Annotated in this window: 1 protein-coding gene; it reads left to right on the plus strand. The window is 52.6% G+C overall.

What is annotated here, in order from left to right; genetic code table 11:
- Positions 1-41 precede the first annotated feature (41 nt).
- On the plus strand, positions 42-234 hold a 193-nt coding region (locus tag BIV01_RS19155), incomplete at its 3' end, for a 2-oxoglutarate and iron-dependent oxygenase domain-containing protein (RefSeq protein WP_175473781.1).

Below are 234 nucleotides of genomic sequence, written 5' to 3' on the forward strand. Positions count from 1 at the left end.
ACCACATGGACAGTTTTAGAATCGTAAACCGGAGTTAAAGCATGAGCAGCACGAATGAAACAGGCGGTTCATTACCCATCATTGACCTGTCGTTACTCTCGGGAACCGAGCAACAAAGGCAGGCGCTGACGAGCTCGCTGACCGAAGCCTGTCTGCATACGGGGTTCTTCTATATCCGCGAACATGGCATCCCCCCAGAGCTGATCGATCAGGTATTCAGGGAGTCACAGGCTC

This window comes from Curtobacterium sp. MCBA15_013 (genome assembly GCF_001865095.1).
In the GTDB taxonomy this organism is placed as follows: domain Bacteria; phylum Actinomycetota; class Actinomycetes; order Actinomycetales; family Microbacteriaceae; genus Curtobacterium.